Genomic DNA, 17,269 nt, shown 5'->3' with positions numbered 1-17,269 from the left:
TCTTCTTCTGTTCGATGGGGGAGCTGCCGCTGGTGCAGCAAACCCCGGATTATCGCCGGGCAGCGGGGTGCCAGGACAGAGCGCGGACTTCCAGCGCAAGTTCGTCGAGCGACAGCGCCTCGTTGAAGATCACCGCGTCTGCGGCGGCCCGCCGCAAACTGCGCGGGGCCTGCTGCGCGATCACGGCCCGCACGGCCTCGGGGGTCCAGCCCGAGCGCGCGACCACGCGCTGCAACTGGGTTTCTTCGGTGGCGTCGACCACCAGCACGCGGTCGACCAGGGCGCGCCAGCGCCTCGACTCGACCAGCAGGGGCACGTCGAAGACGATCAGCCCCGGGCCCGCGGCGGCGGCCCGGGCTTCGCACTCGGCGCCGATCACCGGGTGAAGAATGGCCTCGAGCCGCTGTTTGGCCGCCGGGTCCGCAAACACCAGCTCCCGCATGCGCGCACGGTTCATGCTGCCGTCTGCGGCGACGATCGAGGGCCCGAAAGCGGCCTCGATCGCCGGCATCGCGGCGCCGTGCGGCTGGGTGATGGCGCGCGCGATGGCGTCGGTGTCGATCAGCGTCGCACCGTCGGCGACCAGGATGGACGCGACCGTGCTCTTGCCGCTGCCGATGCCGCCGGTCAGGCCGATGCGCAGGCTCAGGACGTCAGGGCGCCCAGGGGAAAGGCGAAGGGAATCCATTGCCGCACAGTATCGGGCCCGGCGACGAGGCACACGAGCCCGGCGCCGGCCAGGAAGGGGCCGAAGGAGATCGGGACATCCTTGTGGGCCAGCTTGCCGATCAGCAGCAGGAGGGTGCCGAGGATGGCGCCCACCAGGGACGAGACCAGCACGATCGCGATGAGATAGTCGGCGCCCAGCCAGGCGCCCAGCGCCGCCAGCAGCTTGAAGTCGCCGTAGCCCATGCCTTCCTTGCCGGTGGCGAGTCGGTAGGCGTGATAGACCAGCCAGAGGCTCAGGTAGCCGAACACGGCACCCCAGACCGCGGAGGCGAGCGGCACGCCGGTCAGGCCTGCTGCCGCGCCGATCAGGCCCAGCCACAGCAGGGCATAGTTGAGCGAGTCCGGGAGGTATTGCGTGTCCAGGTCGATCAGGAACTGGCAGACCAACAGCGCCGCGAAGGCGGCCCACAGCGCGGCGGCCGGGGACAGCCCGTAGCGCCAGGCGCATAGCGCGAACAGGCCCGCGGTGACCAGTTCCACCAGCGGGTAGCGGATGCTGATCGGCGCCTTGCAGGCGCTGCAGCGGCCGCGCAGCAAGAGGTAGCTGAGCACCGGCACGTTTTCATACCAGCGGATCGCGTGGCCGCAATGCCCGCAACGCGAGGCCGGGCGGGCCAGGGTGAAGGGGGGCAGGGCGTCCAGCGCCTCGGCCGCTTCGCCGGCGGCTGCTTCGAGCCGGGGGGGCGTGTTCGACTTCGGCCCGAACACCAGGCTCCACAACGAGGGCACGCCGTCGACCTTCATCAGGTTGCCTACCGCCTCGGCCAGCCACTGCCGGTACATCATGATCGGCGTGCGGTAGATCACCACGTTGAGGAAGCTGCCGACGAGCAGCCCCAGCACGCCGGCCAGCGCGGCGTCGGCCCCCTGCGACACCAGCATCAGACGACCTGGCCGAGCTTGAAGATGGGCAGGTACATCGACACCACGATGCCGCCGATGATCACCCCGAGGAACACGATGATGATCGGCTCCATCAGGCTCGACAGGCCGGCGACCATGTCGTCGACCTCCGACTCGTAGAAGTCGGCAGCCTTGCCCAGCATGTGGTCGATGGAGCCGGACTCCTCGCCGATGGCGGTCATCTGCAGCACCATCGAGGGGAACAGGTTGGCGTTGGTCATGGCCATCGTCAGGCTGGTGCCGGTCGACACTTCCTGCTGGATCTTGACCGTGGCGTCGCCGTACACCGTGTTGCCCGAGGCGCCGCCCACCGAATCGAGGGCCTCCACGAGCGGCACGCCTGCCGCGAACATGGTGGCCAGGGTGCGGGTCCAGCGGGCCACGCAGGATTTCTCGATCAGCGCGCCGAAGATCGGCACGCGCAGCAGCAGGCGGTCCATGAAGCGCTGCACGCGCTCGTTGCGCTTCCAGGCCTGGAAGAAGAAGTACAGCCCGCCGCCGATCACGCCGAAGATCAGCCACCAGTAGGCGACGAAGAACTCGCTGATCCCCATCACGATGAGCGTCGGCGCCGGCAGGTCGGCACCGAAGGAGCTGAACACCTGCTTGAAGGCCGGGATCACGAAGATCATGATGATCGCCACCACCACGAAGGCCACCACGACCACCGAGGTGGGATACATCAGCGCCGACTTGATCTTCGACTTGATGGCCTCCGTCTTCTCCATGTAGGTGGCCAGGCGGTCGAGCAGTTCTTCCAGGATACCGGCCGCCTCGCCGGCCTCGACCAGGTTGCAGTAGAGGTTGTCGAAGTACTTCGGGAACTTGCGGAAGGCGGCGGACAGCGAGGTGCCGGTCTCGACATCGCTGCGGACGTCGTTGAGCAGCTTGGCCACGCTCGGGTTGGCATTGCCGCGGCCCACGATGTCGAAGGCCTGCAGCAGCGGGACGCCGGCCTTCATCATGGTCGCCAGCTGGCGCGTGAAGATGGCGATGTCCTTGGGCTTGATGGCCTTGCCGGAGCGCATGCGCCGCTTCTTGATCTTCGAGGCCAGCACGCCCTGGCGGCGCAGCGCGGCCTGGACCTGGTTCTCGCCCGCGGCGCGGATCTCGCCGCGCACCACCTTGCCGTTGCGGTCCTTGCCTTCCCACTCGAAGACGTATTCCTTGAGCGCCGTCCGGGATGCTGCTGCTGTTGCCATTCGATGTCCGCTTCTCTATTCGTTGGTGACGGCGAGCACTTCTTCGAGCGAAGTCAGGCCCTGCATGACCTTCCGCAGGCCGGAACGGCGCAGCGAGCGCACGCCCTCGGCCTCGGACTGGCGGGCAATCTCGAGCGCGCTTCCGTCGCGCAGGATGATCTTCTGGATCTCCTCGGAGATCGGCATCACCTGGTAGATGCCCACGCGGCCCTTGTAGCCGCCGTTGCAGACGGAGCAGCCGACCGGCTTGTAGGACTTCCAGGTGCCGTCGATCTCGTGGTCCCGAAAGCCGGCGTCGAGCAGAGCCTCCCTGGGCACCTCGGCCGGCGCCTTGCACACGGTGCACAGCCGGCGTGCGAGCCGCTGCGCGGTGATCAGGATCACGCTGGAGGCGATGTTGAAGGGCGCGATGCCCATGTTGCGCATCCGCGTCAGCGTGGTCGGGGCATCGTTGGTGTGGAGGGTCGACAGCACCAGGTGGCCGGTCTGCGCGGCCTTGATCGCGATGTCGGCGGTTTCGAGGTCGCGGATTTCGCCGACCATGATGATGTCCGGGTCCTGGCGCAGGAAGGCGCGCAGCGCGGTTGCGAAGGTCAGGCCCGCCTTGTCGTTGACGTTGACCTGGTTGACGCCCGGCAGGTTGATTTCGGACGGGTCTTCCGCCGTGGCGATGTTGACGCCCGGCTTGTTCAGAAGGTTCAGGCAGGTGTACAGCGACACCGTCTTGCCCGAGCCCGTCGGCCCGGTGACCAGCACCATGCCGTAGGGGCGGCCGATGGCCTGCATCAGCCGTTCTTTCTCGTCGGCGTCGTAGCCCAGGGCGTCGATGCCCAGGCGCGCGCTGCTCGGGTCGAGGATACGCACCACGATCTTCTCGCCGAACAACGTGGGCAGGGTGCTGACGCGGAAGTCGATCACCCGGTCCGGGCCGATCTTGAGCTTCATGCGGCCGTCCTGCGGCACGCGCTTCTCGGAGATGTCCAGCCGCGAGATCACCTTGATGCGCGAGGCCAGCTTGTCCTTGATGACGGTGGGCGGCGTGGCGATCTCGCGCAGCTCGCCGTCGATCCGGAAGCGCACGCGGTACTGGTGCTCGTAGGGCTCGAAGTGGATGTCCGACGCCCGCATGCTGAACGCGTCGAGCAGCATCTTGTGCAGGAAGCGGACGACCGGCGCGTCCTCGACTTCGGCGATCGCCGCTTCGTTCGCCTCGGCGCTCTCGGCGATCGAGGAGTCGTCGAACTCGAACTCGGCGCCGACGATGCTGTCGATGGTTTCGGCGGCGCTCACCGCCGCTGCCTCGATCATGCGAGAGAGCTTGTCGTATTCGGCGACGACCCAGTCCACGCCCATCTGCGACGCGAACTTTATTTTTTCCGCTGCCTGCTGATCCGAGGGGTCGGCTGTTGCGACGATGAGACGATTGTTGCGCTTGCTCAGCACGACCACCCGGTAAGCCTGGCACAGCTTGGAGTCCAGGAGATCCTTGGGCAGGCGCTGGGGATCGATGGCGTCCAGGTCGAGCAGCGGGGCGCCGAAGGCGCTCGACAGGGTGTGGGCGAGATCCGCCGCGGAGACGGCGCCGGTGCCGGTCAGCTCGGCGATGAAGCTGCTGCGCCCGCTGAGCGACTTCTGATAGATGTCCTCCGCGGTCTTCGCAGGCAGCTTGCCGGCGGAGATCAAGGCGCGCGCGAGCCCGGGCAGGGCGATCGATGCGCTTTCTTTGGCGAGAGGGTCAGCAGCGGCCATTCAGGGAATGTAACAAGACGTGAAAAAGCCTCACGATCATCGCTGATCGCCCCGGGGCTGTAAACCGCTCCATTCGGACCGAAGCGCGCACCATTTTGCGTTTGCCGCCGGAAAGGCGAGGCGAACCAGCGTTTGAACGAGGCGCCAGTTTAGGCCTAAACAGCGCCCGTTCTCCCTGGGTAGTCCTGCCCTCCGGCCGCCCCGCATGAACTATCTGGCAGCCTCGACCTTCAGGCGCTCGTTGGGCAATTCGCCGAACATTTCCGGCGCATAGAGAGCCTCGACACGGCTGGGCGGCAGCGCGAAATCGCCGACGTTGTTCAGCCGCACCGTGTACTCCATCTTCACCACGCCCTTGGGCAGGTATTCGTAGTAGCTGCGGAAGGCCTCGAAGCTGCGCTCCTCGAAGGCCGGCGAGCCGGGGCCGGACCGCTTCTCGCCCTGGGTCGCGATCTGGGAATCGCGGCCCAGGCCGCTGCCGAGGATGGTGGCGCCGCCGGGGACCGGGTCGGTGATCGCGACCCAGGTCATGTCCGCGCTGGCGTTGACTTCCAGGCTCACCCGCAGCACGTCGCCGCGCGTGTAGATGCCCTTGACCGCCTGCTCCACCGGCGTCACGGTCTTCCTGATCGCATAGCCGGCGGCGAAAGGCGCCTTGAGCTGGACCGCCGCCACGGACTGCAGCGTGAGCCACGGCTTGCCGCTGCCGCTCTGGGTGACCAGCAGGGTGTCGCGCGCGGCCGGGCTGCCGGCCGGCCAGGGGAGGAACATGCCGTTGTTGCGCAGGTTGCCCGGTGCGGCGGGAGCGCCGAAGGCGGTCGTCTGGTTCGGCGCGCCGGCCGGGTCGCTGGTCTTGACGCGCTCGACCTTGCTCCAGTCCACCTGCGCCTTGGCATTGCCGAGGTGGGCGGCGGTAATGCCGTTCACAGGCGTGTTCTCGAACTGCCTGGAGAACTTCTCGAGCGCCAGGCCACCCCACAGATTGGCCGTGGTCGTGTGCCAGGCGCCTTTCTGCTGGCGCCCGATGAAGCCGCTGGCCAGCCGCCCGATGTCGTCCTTCCAGGCCGGATCGTCCAGCACCGTCAGCAGCAGGCGCGCGGTGTTGACGTCGCCGTTGGCCATCAGCCACCACCAGTAATCGTCGCGCTCGGTGCTGAAGATCAGCTTGGTCCCCTGGTAGCTGAGGCGGGCCTTCAGCACGTTGTTCGCCTCCTCCAGGCGCTGCTGGCGCTGCGGCACGTCGGGCACGCGCTTGAGGACGTTGAGCCAGTCGACCACCGCGCTGGTCGGCCACTGGTTGGGCGCGATCGCGATGCTGCCCGTCATGCGCCCCTGCACCTTGCCGTAGCGCGAGAGCGCTTCCAGGGCCGCGAGCTTGCGCACGTCCAGGTCCTTGCGCGGGCTCCAGAACTCGCGCTGGATGCGGCCTTCCACGAACGCGATCAGGCCCTGTTCCATGGGCGCGCGCGCCGCATCGGGCAGCGCGAAGGCCGGGTCGAGCGCGGACGCCTCGTGGGCCGCGGCGAGCAGGTAGGCCGTCAGGATGTCGCTGCCGCGGTTGGCCTCGCCGTCGCGCGGCGGAAAGTAGTGGGCCAGTCCGTCGCCGTCCAGGTAGCCGGGCAGCTGCGCGACCACGGCCTGCCACGCCTTGCCGTCGCGCAGGCCGATGGACCTGCTGGTCTTCTGCTCCAGGCAGGCGTACGGATAGGCGGCGAACCAGTCGCGCACGCCCGTCAGCCCCTCGGCCAGCCGCGGCTGCAGCGACAGCTTGAGCCCTCCGCGGCCAGGCAGCGCGTCGGCCGGCGGCGCGACGTCGAGGGTGAAAGGACCGTCGAGCTGCACCAGCGTCGCTTGCTGCACCGTGAGCGGCACCGCGGGCACGATGCGCTGGCGCACCTTGAGCGCGTCGCGCGCGCCGCCGATCTGGTCCTTGGCCTCGATCTCCCACAGGAGCGCCTCGGCGCGCGTCTGCGCCAGCTGGGCGGGCGCGGTCACGCTCCAGGCCAGCTCGCGGGCCTCGCCGGCCGGGATGTCGACGGTCTGCGGCTCGAGCTTCAGCAGGGTGGCGCGCGGCGCCGCCTCCACCTTCATCGCCTTCTGCGTGGTGTTGCGCAGGGTGATCTGGGCGCGGAACTGGTCGTCCTCGCGCACCAGCGGCGGCAGGCCGCTGATGATCTGCAGGTCCTGCGTGGCCTGGATCGTGGCCTGGCCGGTCCCGAACAGGCCGGTGCCCGCATCCGCCACCGCGACGATCCTGAAGGTGGTCAGCGCGTCGTTGAGCGGCACCGTCACCTGGGCTTGGCCGTTGGCGTCGAGCACCACGGCCGGGTTCCACAGGAGCAGGGTGTCGAGCAGCTCGCGCGTCTGGCCCTTGCCGCCGCCGCCGCCGGCCGGCACCGCCTTGCGGCCATAGTGCCGCCGGCCCACGATCTCCATCTGCGCGGTGGAGGTGGAGACGCCCCAGCTGCGCCGCTGCAGCATCGCCTCGAGCAGCTTCCAGCTGTCGTTGGGCATCAGCTCCAGCAGGGCCTGGTCGACCGCGGCCAGTGCCACCTCGGCGCCCGCGGCGGGCTTGCCGTCGGGCAGCCGGGCCGAGATCGTGACCAGCGCCTTGCCGCGCACCGGGTAGCTGGGCTTGTCGCTCGCCACCTTCACGTCGAGCTGGTGGGCCTGCGCACCGACGCGGATCTCCGCCAGCCCGAGCCGGAAGGCCGGCTTGCTCAGATCGACCAGCGCGGTGGGCGCCACGTATTCCTTGCCCTCGTACCAGAAGGCGGTCCACCATTCGCGCGGCGCCTTGAAGCCCCAGGTGAAGAAGCTGTACCACGGCACCTCGCGCAGGCGCCCGCGCAGCGCGAGCACGCTCACGTAGGCGTTGGGCCCCCATTCAGGCTTGACCTGCAGCGTGACCGTGGGGTCCTTGCCGTCCAGCCTGACAACCTGCGTCTCTATCACGCCCTCGCGCTCCACCGACACCAGCGCCGTCGCGAAGCGGAAGGGGCTGCGCACCTGGAAGCGGGCGGTCTCGCCGGGCTGGTAGTTCTTCTTCTCGGGCAGCACGTCGATGCGGTCGTGGTCCTCGCCGCCGAACCACAGCTCGCCCTGCCGGGTAACGTAGACCGAGCTCGCAGCGCGGCTGTCGCGCCCTTCGGCGTCGGTGGCGCTCGCGATCAGCTCGACCTGGCCGGACTCCTTGAGCTCGGCCTCGCACAGCAGCAGGCCGCGCGCATCGCTCTTGCCGCTGCACACGGTGCCGATCTCCTTCACCTCGGTCTTGTTGTCGTAGGTGTAGAAGCCGCCCACCATGCGCTTGCGGCTGGTGGTGGTGATGCGCGCGATGGCGCGCACGTTGAGCGTCACTCCCTCCTGCGGCTTGCCCGCGAGGTCCAGCGCCAGCGCCTGGAACTTCAATTTCTGGCCGGTGGAGACCCAGCCCTCGGTCTTGATGCCGGCGATCACGGCCGCCGGCCACAGCGTCTGCACGCTGCGCAGCGTCTGCACCTCGCCGTTGGGATCGGCGTAGGTGGCTTCGAGCAGCAGCTCGCGCGGCGTCGCCTTGGCCAGCGGGATCTTCTCGATGGTCAGCTTGCCGGCGCCTGCCTTGTCGAGCGTCAGCGGCACCTTGTCGGCCACCAGGCGCAGCTCCTGCGACGCCGAATCGGATTCCTCGGCATCGCTCGCCGCCAGGCCTTCCTTGCGCGGCGGGGCGAAGCTGAAGCTGTCGAAGTCGGCGAAAGACAGGCTCTTGGCGCGCACGGCCGCCGACACGCGCACCGGCAGGTTGACGGCGCCGCCGCCGGCGACGTAGTTGACCTGCACGTCGGTCGGCAGCGAGGTCGCGGCCACCAGCGGCTTCTTCTCCGCCCGCGCGATGCGGCCCTCGAGCACCGGCAGGCGGAACTCCTCGACCCGGAACTGCCCGCTGCCGTAGCTGCGCTCGCCGCCGTCCTCGCTGTCGCCGGCGCTGCTGCCCTTGCCGTTGCGCAGCTCGACCTGGTAGAGGCCCAGCTTGGCCGCCGGCGGGATCGCGAAGGCGTTTTCGCCGCTCTGGCCGCCGGTGGCGGTCTTGCGCCATGCGAGCGGCTGGGTGTACTGCTGGCCGCTGCCCACATGCGTCACGACCAGCGTGTCGGGCAGGGTCTTCGGCAGGCCGAAGCCTTCGCTCGTCTGGGTGCGGATCAGGTGCTTCATCGAGACCGTCTCGCCGGCGCGCAGCAGTGTGCGGTCGAACACCGTGTGGGCCACGCGGTCGGGCTCGTCCTCCAGGCTGGTGGGCACGTTGAAGCGCCACGGCTCGATGCCGCGCTGCCAGTCGCTCCAGGTGAAGGCGAGGTCTTCCACGCCGGTCTCGTCCTTGGCGCGCGCGCTCACGAAGTAGGCGTCGCCGCTGTAGTCCTCCTCGCTGGAACAGCTCGGCGGGGTGGGCGGGATGCCGGCCAGCCGCACCAGCCCGCGCGCGTCGGTGGTGCCGGCAGCGATCTCCCTGCCGTTGCAGTCCGAGACGCGCACCGCCGCATTGGCAACCACCTTGCCCTTGTCGAGCGTGGTGACCCATGCCAGCGCGTTCTCGCGCCCCAGCTTGAAATGGACCGCCAGATTGGTGGCCAGCGCCGTGGTGCGCACGTACATCGTGCGGCCGGCGCCGTAGCGCTCGTCGAGCAGCGTGTCGCCCAGCTTTTGCGATGCGATCTCCAGCACATGGAAGCCGGGCGTGAGCGGGATGCCGATCACCTCGAAGGGCCTCGGGTCGCCTGCTTCGGCCTTGGGCATGTCGAGCGTCTTCACGCCAGGCTGGCCGCCGAGCAGCGAGACCATGCGGGTCTGGACGTTCTCGCGATCGTCCTTGTCGATCACCTTGGGCAGCGCTTCCTTGACGTCGCGCGCCGCCTGCTTGCGCTGGATCGTGTAGTTGCTGTCGTAGCGCCGCACCTTGCGGAACCAGGCAATGATGTCCGCGTCGGTCTTCGGATTCATGTCGCTGACCTTGCCGGGCGTCAGCGCCTGCACCTGCAGTGCCGGCTCGACGCGCCGCACCGTGACCGGCATCAGCGCCGTGCCGCCCGGCTCGGCCAGGCGCTCGATCACCCCGAATGGCGAGGCCGCGAACTTGGCCAGCGGCGGCATGGCACCGGTCGCGACCTTCAGCGGAAAGCTGTCCGGGGATGCCAGCGCCCGGCCCGACGCGTCCTGGAACCCGGCCGGCAGCGCGATCGTGAAGGGCGTCTGCTCGGCGAAGGGCGGCGGAAAGCTCGCCGAATCGACCACCGCGTCGTCGTCCTTGGAAGTGTTCTCGTCGTCGAACTTCGGCTTGATCGTCTTGCCGCCGCCCTGCAGCGTGATCTGCGCCGCCAGCTTGCGCGCCACCGGCGAATTGAACTGCAGCACCAGCGGCTTGAGCGGCAGGCAGGCCGCCTGCGCGTTCTCGCGTTCGCAGCTGAAGGAGACGGCGAAGGGCTCGCGCACCTCGAAGCTCAGGCGCCGCTCGACCGCATTGGCCACGCCGGAGGGCGTGGCCACGCCCTTGCCGTAGACCAGCTGCAGGCGCCCGCCGGGGCTCAGCCGCCGGTTGCACTGCAGCGTGACGAAGCGCAGCGGCGTCTTCTCGGCCTCCCTGTCGCGGCCGAAGGCCTTGAGCAAGGCCTGGCGCTGCTCGCCTTCGACCAGCCGGACCGGGATGCGCTCGCCCACGCCGTCGGCCTGGCACCAGATGTTGGCGCGCACGCTCTCCAGCGTGGCCGGGCCGTTGAGCTCGAGCATGAACTGCTGCTCTTCGTCGATCTTGCCGTAGCTGGGCTGCCAGCCCCGCACGAAAGGGCCGCCGCTGGAGAACTGGTAGCGCTCGGGCCCGGCGAGGTCGGCGCCCGAGGGCGACTTGAAGCCCGCGACTCGCGTGACCGTGCAGCGCACGCCCGGCGGCAGGTCGTTCTCGAAGTCCCAGACCCACTGCTTCTCGCCGGTCCAGCGGCCGGTGCCCTTGCCGGCCTGCGCGTCGCTGCAGCTCACGGCCAGCGGCGCGGGCGCCTTGGGATCGCCGAAATTGACGGCCGCCTGGTCGAACTTGGCGACCACCTGGCGGATCCGAGCCACTTCGCCCTGCGGCGTGAGGCTGGCGATCTGCAGCGCATGCGCGCCGAGGGCGCCCAGGCTCAGCGCGACGGCAGCGAAGGTCTGCGTCATTGTTCTCGTTTTCAACGGCTTCTCCTTTGGGAGCGCAGCGTAGCGCAACTCCGGCACGCCATAGGCGTCCACTATGATCGATCGATATGAAACTGCTGTTCAGCCATCCCGCAGGCAACCAGAACGTGCGCGCGATGCTCGACGGGCTGGAGGCCGCCGGCATGCTCGCGCGTTTCGCGACCACGGTGGCGGTCGAGCCGGACAACGTCGCCCTGAAGCTCGTGCCCCAGGGCCTGAGCCGCGACCTGCTGCGGCGCCGCTTCAACATCCCCCGCGAGAAGATCCTGCAACACCCCTGGCGCGAGCTGGCGCGGGCCGTCTGCTCCCGTGCCGGCTGGAACTACTGGCTGCGGCACGAAAAGGGCTTCGCCTCCATCGACGGCGTGCTGCAGGACTTCGACCGCTTCAGCGCCCGCGCGCTGCCCCGGCTGCACGAGCGCTTCGGCCTCGGCGCGGTCTACACCTACGAGGACTCCGCCCTCGACACCTTCCAGGCTGCCAAGTCCCTGGGCATGAAATGCGTGTACGACCTGCCGATCTCCTATTGGGAGGTGGGCCGCAAGCTGATGGAAGAGGAGGTCGAGCGCCTGCCCGCCTGGGTCGATGCGATGGGCGGCGGCATGGCCGATTCGCCGGCCAAGCTGGAACGCAAGGCGCGCGAGCTGGAACTGGCCGACCTGGTGGTGGTGCCCAGCCGCTTCGTGGCCGACTCGCTGCCGGCCTGGGCCGGACAGAAGACGCGCGTGCTGTCGCCCTTCGGCTCGCCGCTGCCGGCGGCCACGGCTTCGCGCAAGACGGTCGATCCATCGAAGCCGCTGCGCGTGCTCTTCGTGGGCTCGATGGGGCAGCGCAAGGGGCTGGGCGACCTGTTCCAGGCCATGCAACTGCTCAAGGGCGAGAACATCGAGCTGGTCGTGATGGGCTCGCTGCTCAACGAGCCCGCCTTCTACCGCGGCCAGTACGCCGACTTCACGCACGAGAAGGGGCGCCCCCACGCCGAGGTGCTGGCCCTGATGCGCAGCTGCGACGTCTTCTGCCTGCCCTCGCTCTACGAAGGGCGCGCGCTGGTGATGCAGGAGGCGATGAGCCAGGGCCTGCCGATCGTGATCACGCCCAACACCGGCGGCGACGATCTGGTGATCGAGGGCAAGACCGGCTTCCTCGTGCCGATCCGCTCGCCGGAGAAGATCGCCGAGAAGCTCGCCTGGTTCAACCAGAACCGGCAGGAACTCCCGGCCATGAGCGAGGCCGCCGTGCAGCATGCGGCCAGCTACACCTGGAGGAAATACAGCGAGGTCGTGATCGACGCCATCCGCAAGCTGGCGTAGCACCGAAAGCACCCGCCGTGATCGCCTGTCCTGCGACGGCTCCGCCGTCCATGCCGGGTGCCGAGCCCCGATGAAGCGCTACTGGGAAATCGACGCACTGCGCGGGCTCATGCTCGTGCTGATGACCTTCACGCACCTGCCCACGCGCTTCACCGATCCGCTGGGGCAGCCCTTCGGCTTCGTCTCGGCGGCGGAGGGCTTCGTGCTGCTTTCGGCCTTCGTCGCCGGCCTGGTCTATACGCGCATCAGCGATCGCCAGGGCGTGGACGCGATGCGGAGTGCCTTCTGGCGGCGCGCGCTCAAGGTCTACCTGGCGCAGGCCGCGACGCTGCTCTTCCTCTTCACGATCATCACGCGTGTCGGCTTGCGCATCGACCAGCCGGCCGTGAAGAACCTGCTGGCCTTCTACCTCGCGCATCCCCTGGAGGGCTTCGGCTATTCGCTGCTGCTGGTGTACGAGCCCGCGCTGCTCGACATCCTGCCGATGTACATCTTCTTCATGTTGATGAGCCCGTGGGTGCTCGCCTTCGCGCTGCGCCACGGCTGGACGGGCGTGATGGTCGCGAGCGCCGTCTTGTGGGGGCTGGCCCAGTTCGGCTTCAGCGAATGGCTGTATGGCCTGGCGGTGCACTACCTGCATCTGCCGGTGCCGTTCCGCGAGATGGGTGCGTTCAATGCGTTCGCCTGGCAGTTTCTCTGGTTCGCGGGGCTGTGGATGGGCGCCAGCCGGCACGCGCCCGATGCCGAGCCGTTCCGCTTTCCGAGATGGCTGGTGGCGCTCGCGGTGGGTGCCGCGCTTTACGGGCTCTGGTGGCGGCACCATGGCATCAACGGCCAGGCGCCCTTCGGTGGCGACGAGGCCATGAATCTGCTGTTCGACAAGTGGCAGCTCGGTCCGCTGCGCATCGTCAACCTGGTGGTGCTGGGCATCGTCGCGGTGCGCTTCGGGCCTGCGCTGATGCGGCGCCTGCCCCGCCCGCACGCGCTGGAGGCCATGGGCTCGGCCTCGCTGCCGGTGTTCTGCGCGCACCTGGTGGCGGTGCTGCTGGTGCTGGCCTTCTACGGCGACAGCCAGACCGCGCGGCCCTGGTGGGGCGACGTGCTGCTGCTCGCCGTGGTGTTCGCGTGGCTCTACGGGGTGGCCCGGGTGGCGCTCTGGTGGGGCCGTGTGGCGCGCGAGCGCGGAGTTGGGGTGGTCGAGTCGACTTGATGCGCGGCGGCTGTCGCCGACTCTGGTTGCAGGCTCAACCGTTGCGGAAGATGAAGCTGTATGCGTTGAGGGCCGGCACACCCCCGAGGTGAGCGTAGAGCACCTTCGAGCCGGCCGGAAACTCACCCAGGCGCACTTTCTCGATCATCCCGTGCATCGACTTGCCCTCGTACACCGGATCGGTCAGCACCCCCTCCAGCCGCGCGCACAGACGGATGGCTTCGAGCGTGCCGTCGTTCGGCAGACCATATTCGGGTCCTCCGAAGCGGGTGTCCAGCACCACGTCGTCCGCCGTGATGGGTCGGCCGAGTTCGACGAGTTCAGCCGTCGACCTGGCGATGCGCAGGATCTGTTCGAAGGTCTGCTGGGGCTTGGCCGATGCATCGATCCCGACGACGCGCTGGGAGCGGCCATCCGCGGCGAATCCGACGACCATGCCGGCCTGGGTGCTGCCCGTGACCGAGCAGGTCACGATGTAGTCGAACTTGAAGCCGAGCTCAGCTTCCTGCTGGCGCACTTCCTCCGCGAAGGAGACGAAGCCCAGGCCGCCCTTCGGATGCTCCGAGCACCCGGCGGGAATGGGGAACGGCTTGCCGCCGGATTCGCGCACCTGAGCCATCGCATCCTCCCAGCTCTTGCGGATTCCGATGTCGAAGCCGGCCGTGTCCAGGCGAACATCCGCGCCCATGATGCGCGACATCTCGATGTTGCCGACCCGGTCGTACACGGCATCGGAGTAGTTGACCCAGTTCTCCTGGACCAGCACGCACTTCAGGCCGAGATGGGCCGCGACGGCTGCGACCTGCCGGGTCTGGTTCGACTGGATGCCGCCGATGGAAACCATGGTGTCGTACCCGCCTTCGATTGCCTCGGGGACGATGTACTCGAGCTTGCGCGTCTTGTTGCCGCCGAAGGCAAGCCCGCTGTTGCAGTCCTCGCGCTTTGCGAAGAGTTCCACCTTGCCTCCGAGATGGGCGCTGAGCCGCTTGAGCGGCTGGATCGGCGTGGGGCCGAAGGTGAGCGGATATCGAGCGAATTTCTGCAGATTCATGGTTGATGGGCTCCGTGCGATTTGCACAGGGTCGATTCTAGAAATCCTCGGTCGAAACAGGATTGCAAAGTCATCGGCTGTTTTGTCTTTGAAGATCGACCGAGCGCAATCGATCGATCTTGAATTTCGTCAAAATGAGAGCTGACGCAATATATGTTTGCTCTTCGGAGGACGCATGAAGACCACAAGACCGACCCGCACGAGTGCACCCGCCCCATCGGCCAAGGACGATCTGGACCGCACGGACCGCGCGATCCTGAAAGCCCTGCAGCGCGATGCATCCATATCCAATGTGGCCTTGGCGGCCAAGGTCAACCTCAGTCCACCCGCCTGCCTGCGCCGGGTGGATCGGCTGAAGAAGATGGGCTTGATCAAGGGCATCGTGGCACTGCTCGATCCGCGGGCCCTCGACGCAGGCATGCTCGTCCTGATCGGGCTGGTGCTGGACAGGTCGACGCCGGACTCGTTCCTGGCCTTCGAAAAGGCAGCTCAGAAAGTCTCAGGCTGTCTTGAATGCCACGTGGTGACGGGCGAGTTCGACTACTTCATGCTCGTGCGAACCAAGGACAACGAGAGCTACAACCGGCTTCACGCCGAGCAGCTCCTGTACCTGCCCGGGGTCCGGCAGGTTCGCAGCTTCGTGGTGCTCAAGCAGGTGCTCTCGACAACTCAGTTGCCGCTGTAGGACCCGGCGCAGGTCGCCCGTCCGCTCAGTTGAGGGGCCTCGCCTGCCGGATGTCCGCCTGAACGACGCCCGGCAGATGGCCGGCGATGACCGCCTGCCAGAGCCGGTAGCCCTCGTCGTTCAGATGCAGCTGGTCGCGAAGGAACAGGTCGCCGCGCGGGCGTCCGTCCGCGCCCATCATGGGCGTGAAGACATCGATGTAGTCGCTGTTGGGCAAGCGCCGCAGATAGGCTGCAACGATGTCGTTGGCCTCGCGCGCCTTGGGCAGAAGCTTCTCGCGCGATGGACTCGGCTTGATCGAGATATAGCTGATGCGGGTCTCCGGCAAGGCCTCGCGCACTGTGTTGGCGAACTGCGCGAAGCTCTCCAGCACCTGGATCGGCGTGCGGCCCTCGGCCAGGTCGTTGTCGCCTGCGTAGACCAGCACGTGGCGCGGCTTGTAGCGAAGCACGAGCTCCGGCGCGAAGAAGCTGCAGTCGGCCATGGTCGAGCCGCCGAAGCCGCGGTTGATGACCACCGGCAGCTGCGGGAAGTCCTGCGCGAGCCGGGTCCAGAAGCGGATGGTGGAGCTGCCGACGAAGACCACGCCGCCCTCGCTGGGCCACTGCTGCCGGTCGGCGGCGTCGAAGGCCGAGAGCTCGGCGCGCCAACGTGCCTGCGCCGCGAGGTAGGCGGGGGAGGGAGCGGCATCGGCGCCGGTGGATTGGGCTTGCGAGGCGCACATCGCGAGCAGGAGCGCGATCGGCAGCAGGAACCGGCGAGCCGTTCTGACAGCGGGAGCAGCGTTCATCACGACCATGGAATACAAGAGAAGAGCGTCGATCGTATTCGCAAGGCAACCTCCTCCGATGCCTTCAGGGCGCCCCGGGCGGCCGCGCAACAAATTGATACCTATACTTCGGCGCTTCTGCAGGAGCGTCCATGCAAGCGTTCGCGAGTCCGTCCCCACGCCCTTTCTGGCAGCGGCTGAACACCTTCTTTGCCTTTCCCTTCCAGCGCCGGCCATTGGGCTATGCCTTGCTGCTGGCCGCCAGCAGCCTGCTCATCCATCTCTTCTTCTTCCTGCCCCAGGGACTGATCGTGCTGATCGTCGAGCTGGGCATCGTGCTCGCGGCCAGCCGCTATGGGTTCAAGGTCATGGCGCTGGGCGCGCGCGGCATCGTGCGTGCCGCCGATTTCCCGCGGATGCTGGACGAGGAATGGACGAACCTGCCCTGGAAGCTCTTCGCACTGCTGGTGCTGCAGGGCATCGTGGCCGGCCTGGTCGGCGCGTGGAATCCGGTGCTCGGCTACGTCGCGCTCTTCGTGCTCTCGTTCACGCTCCCGGCCACGACCATGGTGCTGGTCCAGTCGGGCAGCTTCTGGCAGGCCCTCAACCCGGGCCTCGTGTGGGAGACCATCCGCGCGATCGGGTGGCCCTATGTGCTGCTGTGCTTCTTCCTGTTCCTGCTCAACTCGGGCTCGCAGGTGGCGGCGGTCATGCTGCTGCCCGTGTTCAAGGGCTGGGTCGCGCTGCCGGTCTTCAATTTCGTGGTGATCTATTTCGGCTGGGTGATGGCCAGCCTGCTGGGCTACGTGATGTACCAGAACCATGCGGCACTCGGGATCGACCTGCTGCCCGGCGCCGGTGCCGACGAGCGCGCGGTCGACACCCGCACCCCGGCCCAGATCGCGCAGCAGCAGGCCGACGCGCTGGTGGCACAGATGGTGACCGACGGCGACGTGGCCGGCGCACTGGCGCTGGCCTACGAGGAGCAGCGCGTGGCGCCGGACGACCTGGCCGCGCAGCGCCGCTACCACCGCGTGCTGCTGCTGGCGCCCGAGAAGATGCCCACCCTGTTGGAGCAGGGGCGCCGGCTGATCGGCATGCTCGCCGCGCGCGATCTCGCGTCCGAAGCGCTGAAGGTCTACAGGGCCTGTCGCGAGAAGGATGCCGGCTTCGTGCTCGACGATCCTGTCACGACGCTGGCGCTCGCCCGCGCCGAATGGCGGACCGGGGAGGCGAAGGCGGCGCTCGCACTGCTGTCCGGGTTCGACAAGCGCTTTCGCGGCCATGCCGCGATCCCACAGGCCTATGAGCTCGCCGCGCGCCTGCTGGTGCAGAACCTGAACCGGCGCGACATGGCGCAGCCCATCCTGGCCACGCTCGAAGCGCGTTACCCCGAAAGCGCGCAGACGCATGAAGTGCGCTGGCTGCTGCGCGAGGCGCCGCAAGGCTGAGTGTTGCGCTGCGGC

General features: G+C 68.1%; 11 protein-coding genes. 4 read left to right on the top strand and 7 right to left on the bottom strand.

Going from position 1 to position 17,269, the window contains the following annotated elements; genetic code table 11:
* Positions 1-49 precede the first annotated feature (49 nt).
* The 5 genes from coaE to ACMGEZ_RS20970 form a co-directional block, all read right to left on the bottom strand.
* Positions 50-688, bottom strand: a complete 639-nt coding sequence (coaE, locus tag ACMGEZ_RS20990; RefSeq protein ID WP_436824206.1) for a dephospho-CoA kinase — start codon at positions 686-688, stop codon at positions 50-52.
* Complete coding sequence (locus tag ACMGEZ_RS20985) at positions 646-1,611, bottom strand: prepilin peptidase (protein ID WP_436824205.1); 966 nt, start codon at positions 1,609-1,611, stop codon at positions 646-648. Before ACMGEZ_RS20985 ends, coaE begins: the two co-directional genes overlap by 43 nt.
* Entirely contained in the window at positions 1,611-2,834 is a 1,224-nt protein-coding gene (locus tag ACMGEZ_RS20980) for a type II secretion system F family protein (protein ID WP_436824204.1), read from the bottom strand. The genes ACMGEZ_RS20985 and ACMGEZ_RS20980 overlap by 1 nt, the downstream gene beginning before the upstream one ends.
* Positions 2,835-2,849: 15 nt before the next feature.
* Positions 2,850-4,583 carry a type IV-A pilus assembly ATPase PilB gene (pilB, locus tag ACMGEZ_RS20975; protein WP_436824203.1) on the bottom strand — a complete coding sequence of 578 codons (1,734 nt, stop codon included), beginning with the start codon at positions 4,581-4,583 and terminating at the stop codon, positions 2,850-2,852.
* Positions 4,584-4,793: 210 nt separating this feature from the next.
* Positions 4,794-10,760 (bottom strand): alpha-2-macroglobulin family protein, encoded by a 5,967-nt coding sequence (locus ACMGEZ_RS20970; RefSeq protein ID WP_436824244.1) that lies wholly within the window; start codon positions 10,758-10,760, stop codon positions 4,794-4,796.
* Positions 10,761-10,846: 86 nt separating this feature from the next.
* Between ACMGEZ_RS20970 and ACMGEZ_RS20965 the strand changes: the two genes are divergently transcribed.
* Both ACMGEZ_RS20965 and opgC read left to right on the top strand, forming a co-directional pair.
* Entirely contained in the window at positions 10,847-12,088 is a 1,242-nt protein-coding gene (locus ACMGEZ_RS20965) for a glycosyltransferase family 4 protein (RefSeq protein ID WP_436824202.1), read from the top strand.
* Positions 12,089-12,158: 70 nt separating this feature from the next.
* On the top strand, positions 12,159-13,298 hold the full coding sequence (gene opgC, locus ACMGEZ_RS20960; RefSeq protein ID WP_436824201.1) for an OpgC domain-containing protein: 1,140 nt from the start codon (positions 12,159-12,161) through the stop codon (positions 13,296-13,298).
* A gap of 34 nt (positions 13,299-13,332) precedes the next feature.
* Here the strand turns inward: opgC and ACMGEZ_RS20955 are convergent, their stop codons facing one another.
* A complete protein-coding gene (locus ACMGEZ_RS20955; RefSeq protein ID WP_436824200.1) occupies positions 13,333-14,349 on the bottom strand; it encodes a 1-aminocyclopropane-1-carboxylate deaminase in 1,017 nt (338 codons plus the stop codon).
* A 175-nt stretch (positions 14,350-14,524) separates the two neighbouring features.
* On the opposite strand from ACMGEZ_RS20955, the gene ACMGEZ_RS20950 reads away from it, so the two are divergent.
* Positions 14,525-15,034: an Lrp/AsnC family transcriptional regulator gene (locus tag ACMGEZ_RS20950; RefSeq protein WP_436824199.1), complete on the top strand. Its 510-nt coding sequence runs from the start codon at positions 14,525-14,527 to the stop codon at positions 15,032-15,034.
* Between the two features lie 25 nt (positions 15,035-15,059).
* Here ACMGEZ_RS20950 and ACMGEZ_RS20945 read toward each other — a convergent pair whose 3' ends face one another.
* Positions 15,060-15,833, bottom strand: coding sequence for an SGNH/GDSL hydrolase family protein (locus ACMGEZ_RS20945; RefSeq protein WP_436824243.1), 774 nt, complete (start codon positions 15,831-15,833; stop codon positions 15,060-15,062).
* Between the two features lie 122 nt (positions 15,834-15,955).
* On the opposite strand from ACMGEZ_RS20945, the gene ACMGEZ_RS20940 reads away from it, so the two are divergent.
* The gene (locus ACMGEZ_RS20940) at positions 15,956-17,254 is read left to right on the top strand and encodes a hypothetical protein (protein WP_436824198.1); all 1,299 of its coding nucleotides are present in this window, start codon (positions 15,956-15,958) and stop codon (positions 17,252-17,254) included.
* Positions 17,255-17,269: the final 15 nt, after the last annotated feature.

Origin of the sequence: Variovorax stachyos (assembly GCF_051400855.1) — a bacterium.
Classification (GTDB): domain Bacteria; phylum Pseudomonadota; class Gammaproteobacteria; order Burkholderiales; family Burkholderiaceae_C; genus Variovorax.
The sequence above is the reverse complement of the archived record's forward strand: the minus strand, read 5'-3'. Positions and strand labels throughout refer to the sequence as shown.

What these genes read in the sequence shown, in the direction of transcription:
- ACMGEZ_RS20985 (WP_436824205.1), bottom strand. Translation starts at nt 1,611, where the DNA reads ATGCTGGTGTCGCAGGGGGCCGACGCCGCGCTGGCCGGCGTGCTGGGG.
- ACMGEZ_RS20965 (WP_436824202.1), top strand. Translation starts at nt 10,847, where the DNA reads ATGAAACTGCTGTTCAGCCATCCCGCAGGCAACCAGAACGTGCGCGCG.
- ACMGEZ_RS20955 (WP_436824200.1), bottom strand. Translation starts at nt 14,349, where the DNA reads ATGAATCTGCAGAAATTCGCTCGATATCCGCTCACCTTCGGCCCCACG.
- ACMGEZ_RS20980 (WP_436824204.1), bottom strand. Translation starts at nt 2,834, where the DNA reads ATGGCAACAGCAGCAGCATCCCGGACGGCGCTCAAGGAATACGTCTTC.
- pilB (WP_436824203.1), bottom strand. Translation starts at nt 4,583, where the DNA reads ATGGCCGCTGCTGACCCTCTCGCCAAAGAAAGCGCATCGATCGCCCTG.
- ACMGEZ_RS20970 (WP_436824244.1), bottom strand. Translation starts at nt 10,760, where the DNA reads ATGACGCAGACCTTCGCTGCCGTCGCGCTGAGCCTGGGCGCCCTCGGC.
- opgC (WP_436824201.1), top strand. Translation starts at nt 12,159, where the DNA reads ATGAAGCGCTACTGGGAAATCGACGCACTGCGCGGGCTCATGCTCGTG.
- ACMGEZ_RS20950 (WP_436824199.1), top strand. Translation starts at nt 14,525, where the DNA reads ATGAAGACCACAAGACCGACCCGCACGAGTGCACCCGCCCCATCGGCC.
- coaE (WP_436824206.1), bottom strand. Translation starts at nt 688, where the DNA reads ATGGATTCCCTTCGCCTTTCCCCTGGGCGCCCTGACGTCCTGAGCCTG.
- ACMGEZ_RS20940 (WP_436824198.1), top strand. Translation starts at nt 15,956, where the DNA reads ATGCAAGCGTTCGCGAGTCCGTCCCCACGCCCTTTCTGGCAGCGGCTG.
- ACMGEZ_RS20945 (WP_436824243.1), bottom strand. Translation starts at nt 15,833, where the DNA reads ATGGTCGTGATGAACGCTGCTCCCGCTGTCAGAACGGCTCGCCGGTTC.